9 protein-coding genes are annotated in these 10,833 nt (G+C 74.9%); 8 read left to right on the forward strand and 1 reads right to left on the reverse strand.

The window, feature by feature from the left end; genetic code table 11:
* Nucleotides 1-197 precede the first annotated feature (197 nt).
* Nucleotides 198-848, reverse strand: a complete 651-nt coding sequence (locus ACFWIC_RS13755; RefSeq protein ID WP_329884681.1) for an ATP-binding protein — start codon at nucleotides 846-848, stop codon at nucleotides 198-200.
* A 230-nt stretch (nucleotides 849-1,078) separates the two neighbouring features.
* Between ACFWIC_RS13755 and ACFWIC_RS13760 the strand changes: the two genes are divergently transcribed.
* The 8 genes from ACFWIC_RS13760 (at nucleotide 1,079) to serS (ending at nucleotide 10,725) form a co-directional block, all read left to right on the forward strand.
* Complete coding sequence (locus tag ACFWIC_RS13760; RefSeq protein WP_329949694.1) at nucleotides 1,079-1,921, forward strand: hypothetical protein; 843 nt, start codon at nucleotides 1,079-1,081, stop codon at nucleotides 1,919-1,921.
* Nucleotides 1,922-2,118: 197 nt separating this feature from the next.
* Nucleotides 2,119-2,886 (forward strand): YcnI family protein, encoded by a 768-nt coding sequence (locus tag ACFWIC_RS13765; protein WP_329884683.1) that lies wholly within the window; start codon nucleotides 2,119-2,121, stop codon nucleotides 2,884-2,886.
* A 101-nt stretch (nucleotides 2,887-2,987) separates the two neighbouring features.
* Nucleotides 2,988-3,674: an SCO family protein gene (locus tag ACFWIC_RS13770; protein ID WP_380354530.1), complete on the forward strand. Its 687-nt coding sequence runs from the start codon at nucleotides 2,988-2,990 to the stop codon at nucleotides 3,672-3,674.
* Nucleotides 3,671-4,219 carry a copper chaperone PCu(A)C gene (locus tag ACFWIC_RS13775; protein ID WP_329949691.1) on the forward strand — a complete coding sequence of 183 codons (549 nt, stop codon included), beginning with the start codon at nucleotides 3,671-3,673 and terminating at the stop codon, nucleotides 4,217-4,219. Before ACFWIC_RS13770 ends, ACFWIC_RS13775 begins: the two co-directional genes overlap by 4 nt.
* A 12-nt stretch (nucleotides 4,220-4,231) precedes the next feature.
* Nucleotides 4,232-6,352 carry a FixH family protein gene (locus ACFWIC_RS13780; protein WP_380518363.1) on the forward strand — a complete coding sequence of 707 codons (2,121 nt, stop codon included), beginning with the start codon at nucleotides 4,232-4,234 and terminating at the stop codon, nucleotides 6,350-6,352.
* A gap of 14 nt (nucleotides 6,353-6,366) precedes the next feature.
* Nucleotides 6,367-7,752 (forward strand): iron uptake transporter deferrochelatase/peroxidase subunit, encoded by a 1,386-nt coding sequence (gene efeB / locus ACFWIC_RS13785; RefSeq protein ID WP_380518366.1) that lies wholly within the window; start codon nucleotides 6,367-6,369, stop codon nucleotides 7,750-7,752.
* A gap of 233 nt (nucleotides 7,753-7,985) precedes the next feature.
* Entirely contained in the window at nucleotides 7,986-8,921 is a 936-nt protein-coding gene (pheA, locus tag ACFWIC_RS13790) for a prephenate dehydratase (protein ID WP_329884688.1), read from the forward strand.
* A gap of 529 nt (nucleotides 8,922-9,450) precedes the next feature.
* A complete protein-coding gene (serS, locus tag ACFWIC_RS13795; protein WP_380354520.1) occupies nucleotides 9,451-10,725 on the forward strand; it encodes a serine--tRNA ligase in 1,275 nt (424 codons plus the stop codon).
* Nucleotides 10,726-10,833 lie beyond the last annotated feature (108 nt).

Genomic DNA, 10,833 nt, shown 5'->3' on the forward strand with positions numbered 1-10,833 from the left:
GCCGGGCCGGCGGGCGGGGCCCCCTCGCCCCGCGACCCCCGGGCCGGGCGCGCGGTGTGGTGGCCCTGGGGGGCGCGCGGGGGGGGGGGCGCACGGCCGTGCGCACCCTTTCCCGCGTCCCACCGTCGGCCCCTCACGGCGGCACCGTCCCTAGCCGCACCGTCCCGAGCGGCACCCGCGGAGTCGGCCGAGCCTGCTCAGGACGCGGCGCGCAGCAGGGCGTCGTCCTGCCACTTGAGGATCTTGTCGAAGCTCACGATGGCCCCCCGGAGCGGATGGTTGCGGAGCCGGACGTGATCGGTGAGCGCGTGGATCAGGAAGAGGCCGCGGCCCGACTCCGCGGTGAGCTCGGGCAGCATGTCGAGGTCGACCGGCCGGAGCGTCGGCATCGGGTCGGCGTCCGGGCACCCGCCCGGCAGGACGTGGGTGTCGTACGGGCGGCCGTCGCGGCGCGGGCGGTGCGCCGTGAGCAGCGGACCGGGGACGGTGGCGCGTCCGCGCCGGCTGCGGCGGCGCGGTGCCGGCCGGGCCGGCGGGGCCTGGACCGGGGACGGGCGGCGCGACGCGTGGCCGCCGGGGGCGGGGGCGGGCAGGCCGGGCCCCGAGTCCGTCACCTCGATCCGCAGCAGGTCGCCGCTGATCGAGGCGGTGACCTGGTAGCCCTCGTCGGGCCCGTCGCCGGTCCCGTGCTCGACGGCGTTGGCGCAGGCCTCGCTGAGGGCGACACCGAGGTCGTGGGCGATCTGCGGGTCGACGCCCGCGGTCGCCATCGCACCGAGCAGTATGCGGCGGGCCAGCGGCACGCTGGCCGGGTCGCGCTTGAGGTGCAGAGTCCACCAGATGTCCACGGGAGGTCCCTCCTGGCTGCGGCTCCACATATAACCGAGGTATCTCCGGGGGATGCCGGGGTGAACCGTGCCGGAGGTCCGCTACCGCCCGTTCGGCGGATGGACTGGGGCCCGGCTCTGTGCCGAGCGGCGCACGTCCGGGCCCGTGCGCCGGGGCCGAACGGGGCATTCGTAGGGATTTCCCACCCTGCCGATCCGGCAGCGGTAGGCGATGAGATGATGGCCCGGCCATGACTGCCCCAGCCGCCGCCCCCCACCCGGGCGCCCCCGTACCGGACGCTCCGGTGGGGGTCGCCGCCTGGGACCTGCGGCTTGCCCGGGCGGTCCCGTTCGCCCTGGTGTGCACGCTGATCGCGGCCGCCGGGCACGCCCTGGCGGGCGGCGGGAACGTGGCTCCGGCCGCCCTCGCGACCGGCTTCACGGCCGTCCTGGTGGCGGCCGTCGCGTTCGGCGGGCGGGAGCGCTCGCTCACCGCGATCGCCGGTGCGCTCGGCGCGGCGCAGTTCGGACTGCACGTCCTCTTCCACACCCTCGGCGGCCACGCGGGCGCCGGTGCCGGGTCCGGCTCGCACCACGGTGGCGCGGCGGGCTCCGGCCCGCTGACCCTGCCGCAGGTGGCCGGCCGGTTGATCTGCAACGAGGCCCGGCCCGGCACGCTGATCGGGCTGCCCGGCAGTCCGACCGCCGAGCAGCTGGTCGCCGGCGCCGGTCTGGACCCGCAGGAGTACGCGACCGCACCGTGGTGGCAGAGCGGCGTGCTCGGGATGACGCCGTCGATGTTCGCGGGCCACCTGGCCGCCGCCCTGGTGGCCGGCTGGTGGCTCCGGCGCGGCGAGGCGGCCCTCTGGCGGCTGGTGCGGATCACGGCCGCCGCGGCCCGGGAGCACTGGGCGACACCGCTGCGGACGGCCTTCGTCCTGGCCTCGGTCCTGCTGCGCGGCCTGCTCGGCACGCCCGGCGGCCCGGTCCGCCGGTCCGGCGGCCGTGACGGGGACGACCGCGTGCCGGCCGGTGCCGCGCTGCGGCACAGCGTGGTGCGGCGCGGTCCGCCGCTCGGGGCGCTCGCGTACTGACCCGCCGTCCCCGGTGCCTCCCCCAGCGGTACCGGATCCGGGTGTACGCGGCAGTCGAGCCGTACCCGCCCGCTCGTGCGGTCCTGCGGCCCCTCCCCCCACTCCTCCCCACGCCGCGCGGCCCCGCCGTGGCACGGAAGCCCCGTGCCCGGGAGCGGGCCTGCCCGCCGAGCCTCCGATCGGAGACCACGAACACCATGCGTTCCCTTCCCTCCCGCCGTATCGCCGCCGTCGCCCTCACCGCCGCCACCTCCGTGGTGGTCCTGGCCGGCCCCGCCTTCGCCCACGTGACCGTGAACCCCGGCAGCGCCGAGCAGGGCGGTTACACCGCGGTCGACTTCCGGGTGCCGAACGAGAACGACGCGGCCGGCACGGTGAAGCTGGAGATCAACCTCCCGCTGGACCACCCGCTGGCCTCCGTCCGGACCCAGCCGCTGCCCGGCTGGACCACCGCCGTCGAGAAGGCCAAGCTCGACAAGCCGATCAAGGTGCACGGCAACGACGTCAACGAGGCCGTCTCCAAGATCACCTGGACCGCCGACGCCGGTGTGAAGATCGCCCCCGGCCAGTTCCAGGAGTTCCGCGTCTCGCTCGGCCCGCTGCCGACCGACGCCGACAAGCTGGTCTTCAAGGCGCTGCAGAGCTACGAGAACGGCGACATCGTCCGCTGGATCGACGAGGCCAAGGACGGCCAGCCGGAGCCGGCCAAGCCCGCGCCGGTGCTGAAGCTCACCAAGGCCGCCTCCGCCGACAGCCACGGCGTGACCGCCACCGCCTCCCCGACGGCCGCCGCCGACGGCCACGGGCACGGCGAGTCCGGCGCCAAGGACGAGGCCGCCGCCGACTCCGGGTCGAGCGACTCCACCGCCCGGGTGCTGGGCGTCGTCGGCATCGTGGTCGGCGTGATCGGCACCGCGTTCGGCATCCTCGGCCTGCGCCGCAAGAGCAGCGGCCCGGCCTCCTGACCCCAGCACCGGCGGGGCCGTGCCCGCCGCAGGCCGTACCCGTGACCCGCGTCCCGGGTACGGCCCCGCCGGTGATCCACCGCGCACGATCGGACCCTCCCATGCCTCGTACCCACCGCACCGCCCGTCCCGCCCGCACCGCCCGGATGGCCGGCGCCGTCGCCGTCGCGCTGGCCGCCGCACTCACGCTGACCGCCTGCGGATCCGACGGCGCTTCCCCCGGCCCCGCCAAGGTCAACAAGCTGAAGGCCGACTCGCCCTACCAGGGCACCGTGCTCGGCAAGAACTTCGAGAAGCCGGACCTCCAGCTGACCGACACCGCCGGCCAGCCGTACGACCTGCGCAAGCAGACCAGCGGCAAGGCCACCCTGCTGTTCTTCGGCTACACCAGCTGCCCGGACGTCTGCCCGACCACCATGGGCGACATCGGTGTGGCGATGAAGGCGCTCGGCGCCGAGGAGCGGCAGAAGGTCAACGTCGTCTTCGTCTCCACCGACCCGCAGCGCGACACCCCGCAGGTGCTGCGCACCTGGCTCGACTCGATGGGCAGCGACTTCATAGGCCTCACCGGCGACCTCGCCAAGGTGAAGACGGCCGCCAGGGCGCTCGGCATCATGATCGAGGACCCGGTGGTCAACGGCGACGGCACCGTCACCTCCACCCACGGCGCCCAGGTGCTGGCCTTCCTGCCCTCCGACGACAAGGCGCACGTCCTCTACCTCAGCGGCACGGAGGAGAAGGTCTTCGAGCACGACCTGCCGCTGCTCGCCAGGGGGGTCGCCGCATGAAGGGCTCCGACCGGCCCGCCGTCCGCCGCGCCACCGGGACCCGCACCGCCGTCGGCTTCCGCCGGACGGCGCTCGCCGGGGCGGTGCTGGCGACGGCACTGGGCGGCGGCGCCTTCCTGGTCGCCTGCGGGACGGGCGACCGGGGCGACGACGGCGGCGCGGTGTCCGGCGGACCGGCCCGGCTGAGCGTCGCCGACTCCTACATCCCGCTGCCGCCGGCCGGCGGGATGGCGGCGGGCTACCTGACGGTGCGCAACGACGGCGGCGAGCAGGACGAGCTGGTCAAGGTCTCCAGCCCCGGCGCCGGCTCGGTCACCATGCACCGCTCCACCGCCACCACCATGGAACAGGTCGAGAAGCTGCCCGTCCCGGCGCACGGCGCGCTGCAGCTCGCCCGGGGCGGCACCCACCTGATGATCACGGACTGGCAGAAGTCACCCGCCCTGGGCGACGAGCTCGAAATCGACCTGACCTTCTCCCGGACGGGCACCATCTCGGTCAAGGTGCCGGTCAAGGAACTCACCTACCGCCCCGGCCAGCAGTAAGGGATCCACGAGATGCTGAAGGCCGTGCTGCCACCGCTCCTCGGACGCCGGATCGCCGGACTGCTCGGCGTACTCGGCGCGGTGCTCGCGCTGATGCTCGCCGGCGCCGGACCGGCCGCCGCGCACGCCACCCTCCAGACCACCGACCCGGTGCAGAACGCGGTGCTCCCCACCGCGCCGCAGGCCGTCACGCTGACCTTCAGCGAAGCCGTCTCGCTCTCCGGGGACTCGGTGCGGGTGCTCGACCCCGCCGGCAGGACCGTCGACGCGGGCGGCCCCGTCCACGCGGACGGCAAGGACAACACCGCCCGGGTCGGGCTGAACGGCGGGCTGGCGAACGGCACCTACACGGTCGCCTGGCGGGCCGTCTCGGAGGACTCGCACCCGATCGGCGGGGCGTTCACCTTCTCCATCGGCGCCCCCTCCGCCACCACCGTCTCCACCGCCGCGCTGCAGAGCGCCGAGGCGGACGACGTGGTCGCCGCGCTCTACGGCACCGGCCGGACCGTCGCGTACGGGGCGTTCGCGCTGCTCGTCGGCGCCGCCGGGTTCGTGCTGGCCTGCTGGCCCGCCGGTGTGGCCCGGCGCCCGGTCCAGCGGCTGCTGATGACCGGCTGGGTGGCCCTGCTGGTCTCCACCGTCGCGGTGCTGATGCTGCGCGGCCCGTACGAGCGGGGCTCGGGGCTCGCGAAGGCCTTCGACCTGTCCCTGATCCGCGCCACGCTGGACGAGCGGATCGGCACCGCGCTGGCGGCCCGGTTGCTGCTGCTCGCGGCGAGCGGGGTCTTCCTGTCGCTGCTGGTCGGCCACCTCGGCCAGCCGGCCGCGCGCCCGGCGGGCGCCGGGACGGCGCAACCGGCGGAGCCGACGGACGGCGGGCCCGCCGGGTCGGACGAGGACCTGGAGGAGGCCGAGCTGCGGGAGCTGGAGCAGCGGATCGCCGAACGACCGCAGCGCGAGGCCCGGTTGGGCCTCGGCGTGGCCGGACTGGTGCTCGCGGTCGCCCTCTCGGCGACCTGGGTCGGCGCCGACCACGCCTCGGTGGGCATCCAGGTCTGGCTGGCGCTGCCGCTCGGCATGCTGCACCTGATCGCCATGGCGCTGTGGCTCGGCGGCCTGGCCGCGATGCTGGTCGGCCTGCGCGAGGGAATCGGCGCGGACGTCGCCGACCGGTTCTCGAAGATCGCGCTCGGCTCGGTCGTCGTGCTCGCCGGCACCGGGGTCTACCAGTCCTGGCGGGGCCTCGGCACCTGGGGCGCGCTGACCGGTACCGAGTACGGGCGGCTGCTGCTGGTGAAGAGCGGCTTCGTGGTCGCCATGCTCGGCGTCGCCTGGTTCTCCCGCTCCTGGCTGGCCCGGCTGCGGGCCGCCCCCGCCGAGGCGTCGGCCGTCCTGCTCCCGGCCCCCGTCCCGGCCGCCGGACTGGCCGCCGGGCTGGCCGCCGGGCTGGCGGAGGGCGCTGCGGACGGCGCCGTGGAGGGCGCCGCCGGGGCGTCGGCCGCCGACGACCCGGTCCGGCAGGCCCAGCTGGCGCGGCAGCGGGCCGCCCGGGAGAACGCCGGCCGGGACCGCGGACTCACCCCGAACCGGGCCGGGCTGCGCCGGTCGGTGCTGGTCGAGGCCGGCGTCGCGGTGGCCGTGCTGGTGGTCACCACGATGCTCACCAACTCGCCGCCCGGGCGGGTGGCGGGCGAGATCGCGGCCGGGGCCGCGAGCGGCGGCACCGCACCGGTGCCCGGCGGCGCGGCACCCGCGACCGGCGCGCCGGCACCGCAGACGGTGCCCGGCCGGACCACGGAGCTCAAGCTCCCGTACGACACCAAGGGCCGGACGCCGAACGCCAGGGGCACCGCGACCGTCACCCTCAACCCGGCGCGGACCGGGTCCAACGAGGTGCACCTGAAGCTGGACGGCGCCGACGGGCAGCCGGTCGAGGTGCCGGAGGTGGAGCTCGCCTTCACCCTGCCGGACCGCGACCTCGGCCCGCTCACCGTCCCGCTGACCGCCGAGGGCACCGGGCGCTGGGCCGGCACCGCGCAGCTGCCGCTGACCGGGAACTGGGTGGTGTCGGTGCTGGTCAGATCCTCCGACATCGACCAGACCACCGAGATCAAGCAGCTGAAGATCGGTTAGATCGGACCATCGCCATGGAGAGCACCAACAGCACCAACAGCACCAGGAGCGCCGAGAGCGCCAGGGACAACGGGGCCGCCGGGAACGGCGGGAACGGCGGGAACGCGGGTGCCGCCGGGAGCGACACCGTCGGGGCCGCGCCCGAGGCCGGCGCCGGCCTCACCCGGCGGACGCTGCTGGGGACGGCCGGGGCCGGCCTGGTGGTCGGGGTGGGCGCGGGCGCCGCCGGGGCGGTCGCCCTGGACCGCTCCGGCCCGGGGGACGCCGCGCCGTCCGGACCGGAGGGCGCGGCCCCCGCCCTCGGCCCGGCCCGGGTGCCGTTCCACGGCGAGCGCCAGGCGGGCATCCTCGAACCGCAGCAGGCACGGGTCCAGCTGGCCGCCTTCGACCTGGCCGACGGCGCCGGCCGGGACGGGCTGCGCGCCCTGCTCCGGCGCTGGTCCCGGACGGCCGCCCGGCTCGCCGCCGGCGAACCGGCCGACGAGTTCGAGAACCAGGTCGCCCTCGACGCCGGGCCCTGCTCGCTCACCGTCACCTTCGGTTTCGGCGCCGGCCTGTTCGACAAGGCCGGGCTGGTCGACCGCCGCCCGGCCGGGCTGGAGCCGCTGCCCGCCTTCCCTGCCGACGCCCTCGACCCGGCCCGCGGCGACGGCGACCTGTTCGTCCAGATCGGCGCCGACGACGCGCTGGTCGCCGTCCACGCCCTGCGGGTGCTCCAGCGCCAGGCGGCCGGCACCGCGGCGCTGCGCTGGCAGGCGTCCGGCTTCGCCCGGACGCCCGGGGCCACCCCGCGCCCGATGACCGGCCGCAACCTGATGGGCCAGATCGACGGCACCAACAACCCCAAGCCCGGCGAGGAGGGCTTCGCCGCCAAGGTGTTCTGCGCCGCCGGCGGCGACCAGCCGGCCTGGCTCGCCGGCGGATCGTTCCTGGTCTTCCGGCGGATCCGGATGCTGCTGGACAACTGGGAGGCGCTACCGGTCGACCGGCAGGAGCGGGTGATCGGACGGCGCAAGACGGACGGCGCACCGCTCGGCGCACCCGCCGGCGCCGTGGAGTCCACCCCCGTGGACCTCGGCGCGCAGGGACCGGACGGTTCGCTGGCCGTCCCGGCCGACGCGCACATCCGGGTGGCGGCGCCGGCCGCCAACGGCGGGGCCGCCATGCTGCGGCGCGGCTTCTCGTACCACGACGGCCTGTCGTCCGACGGGGCGCCGGACGCGGGGCTGCTCTTCCTCGCCTTCCAGGCCGACCCCCGCAAGGGGTTCACCCCGGTCCAGCGCAAGCTGGCCCGGGGTGACGGTCTCTCCCGCTTCCTGCGGCACGAGGCGAGCGGGCTGTACGCCGTCCCGCCGGGGGCGCCGGAGGGCGGCTACGTCGGGCAGTCCCTGGTGGACTGACCGGCCCCCGGCCTACCACTGCGCCGCCCACGGAGCGAAACGCGATCGTGGGCGGCGGGCGGAGTGACTAAGGTGACTCCTTTCGGCAGTCCGCCCCGCAGGGCGGGCCGCCGGCCCCCGGAGGCCCGCCGTTCGACGGCGGTCCGCCGGTTCACGGCAGTCCACCGCGCCGGTCGCCCGGCGCACGGCCGCCCCTTCTCCCCGCACGGTCCCCTTGTCCCCTTGGAGGCGTCATGTCGGCAACCCGCTACACGTACCTCGGGCCGGCGGGCACCTTTACCGAGGCGGCCCTGCGCACCCTGCCCGAGGCGGCGACCCGGGAACTGGTGCCGATGAACTCGGTGCAGCTGGTCCTGGACGCCGTTCGCGGCGGCGAGGCGTCGGGCGCGTTCGTGCCGATCGAGAACTCGGTCGAGGGTGCCGTGACGGCGACCAACGACGAGCTGGCCGCCGGCGCGCCGCTGATGATCTACCGCGAGGTGCTGCTGCCGATCACCTTCGCGCTGCTGGTCCGGCCCGGCACCGGGCTGTCCGACATCAAGACCGTCACCAGCCACCCGGTGGCCCAGGCCCAGGTCCGCCGCTGGCTGGCCGCCAACCTGCCGGACGCGCACTGGGAGGCGGCGGCCTCCAACGCCGACGGCGCCCGGCTGGTCGCCGAGGGCCGCTACGACGGCGCCTTCGCGGGCGAGTTCGCCGCGCCGATCTACAGCCTGGACCCGCTGGTCAAGGACATCGTGGACGCGCAGAGCGCGACTACCCGCTTCGTCCTGGTCGGCCGGCCCGGCCGGGTCTCCTCGCCGACCGGCGCGGACAAGACCTCGATGGTGGTCTGGCTGCCGGACGACCACCCGGGCGCGCTGCTGGAGCTGCTCCAGGAGTTCGCGGTGCGCGGGGTCAACCTGATGCGGATCGAGTCCCGGCCGACCGGTGAGGGGCTCGGCAACTACTGCTTCCTGATCGACTGCGAGGGACACCTCAGCGACCGCCGGGTGGCCGAGGCGATGATGGGCCTCAAGCGGATCTGCCCGCAGGTGCGCTTCCTCGGCTCCTATCCGCGCGCCGATCAGCAGGTCTCCCGGCACCAGCGGCCGGGCACCACGGACGCGGATTTCAGCGCGGCGTCCGACTGGCTCTCCCGCTGCCTCGACGGCCGCGGCGACATCTGAACGTCGGCTTTTATCTCCCTGTCCTTTTCCGACCGTTTTCGACAGGGTCCGGAGGCCGGTGCGGGTGACCGCACCGGCCGTCCGTCGACCGCCCGCCGCTTGTCCACAGGCCGGCCGTCGCGGTAACGCGCTTGTCCACAGGGGTGTGCGCTGTCCACAGCCGAAAGTTATCCACAGGTCTGGGGATGAGTCGACAAACCGGTATAGCCACTGCAGGTATCGGTCGGATCATCGGTTTGCGTCGCAGAGATGACTAATCCGACCAGAGTCACCCGGGTGCCAGCAAATCACCCGTCCGAGCGGTTCAATTCCCTCCCCCGGGAAGGTCAAATGAGGTTTGAAACCTCAATTCCCAGGTTCGACTCACCGCCCACCGAGGCCACTCCGCCATCCACAGGCAGGCCCGCGAGCCTGTGGATAACTTTCCGCCGAACGGTTCCCCACAGCAGTTATCCACAGGTCGGCGCGAGTTATCCCCAGGGGAAAACCGGTACCGGTGGACGGGCCCCCGCCCGGTAGGCTTGGGCCCGTGATTGACCTTCGCCTGCTCCGTGAGGACCCTGACCGAGTGCGCGCCTCGCAGCGCGTCCGAGGCGAGGACGTCGACCTGGTCGACGCCCTCCTCTCCGCCGACGAGCGCCGCCGGTCCTCGGGCACGCGCTTCGACGAACTGCGCAGTGAGCAGAAGTCGCTCGGCAAGCTGGTCGCCAAGGCCCAGGGCGACGAGAAGGCCGCCCTGCTCCGGCGCACCAAGGAGCTGGCCGCCGAGGTCAAGGCCGCCGACGCCGAACAGGCCGGGGCCAAGGACGAGGCCGAGCGCCTGCTCCGCTCGCTGGCGAACCTCATCGACCCGGCCGCCCCGGTCGGCGGCGAGGAGGACTTCGTCACCCTGGAGGAGATCGGCACCCCGCGCGACTTCGCCGCCGAGGGGTTCGAACCGCGCGACCACGTCGAGCTGGGGCAGATCCTCGGCGCGATCGACACCGAGCGCGGTGCCAAGGTCGCCGGCGCCCGGTCGTACTACCTGACCGGCCCCGGCGCGCTGCTGGAGCTCGCCCTGGTCAACATGGCGATCGCCCAGGCCACCGCGGCCGGCTTCACCCCGATGATCACCCCGGCCCTGGTCCGCCCGGCCGCCATGGACGGCACCGGCTTCCTCGGCCAGGCCGCCGAGAACGTGTACTTCCTGGAGGGCGACGACCGGTACCTCGTCGGCACCAGCGAGGTCCCGCTCGCCGCGTACCACATGGACGAGATCATCGACGCGGACAAGCTGCCGCTGCGCTACGCCGGGTACTCGTCCTGCTTCCGCCGCGAGGCCGGCACCTACGGCAAGGACACCCGCGGCATCATCCGCGTCCACCAGTTCGAGAAGGTGGAGATGTTCGTCTACACCACTCCCGAGGACGCGGAGAGCGAGCACCGCAGGCTCCTCCAGTGGGAGAAGGACTTCCTCAACGCCCTGGAGCTGCCGTACCGGGTCATCGACGTCGCCTCCGGCGACCTCGGCTCCTCGGCCGCGCGCAAGTTCGACATCGAGGCGTGGATCCCCACCCAGGGCAAGTACCGCGAGGTCACCTCGACCTCGAACACCACCGAGTACCAGTCCCGCCGCCTCAGCATCCGCATGCGCGAGGAGGGCAAGGTCCGCCCGCTGGCCACGCTGAACGGCACCCTGGTCGCCGTCCCGCGCACCATCGTGGCGATCCTGGAGAACCACCAGCAGGCCGACGGCTCGGTCGTGGTCCCGGAGGCGCTCCGGCCGTACCTCGGCGGGCGCACCGTCCTGGAGCCCGTCAAGTAGCACCCCGCGGCGGGGGGGGGGGGGGGGGGCGCCCCCCCCCCCCCCCCCCCGCGGCGCCCCGCGCGCCCCCCCCGGCGCCCGCGCCAGGCCGCGCCGCCCCCCCCCCCC

It is taken from the genome of Kitasatospora sp. NPDC127035 (assembly GCF_042726075.1).
GTDB lineage: Bacteria > Actinomycetota > Actinomycetes > Streptomycetales > Streptomycetaceae > Kitasatospora.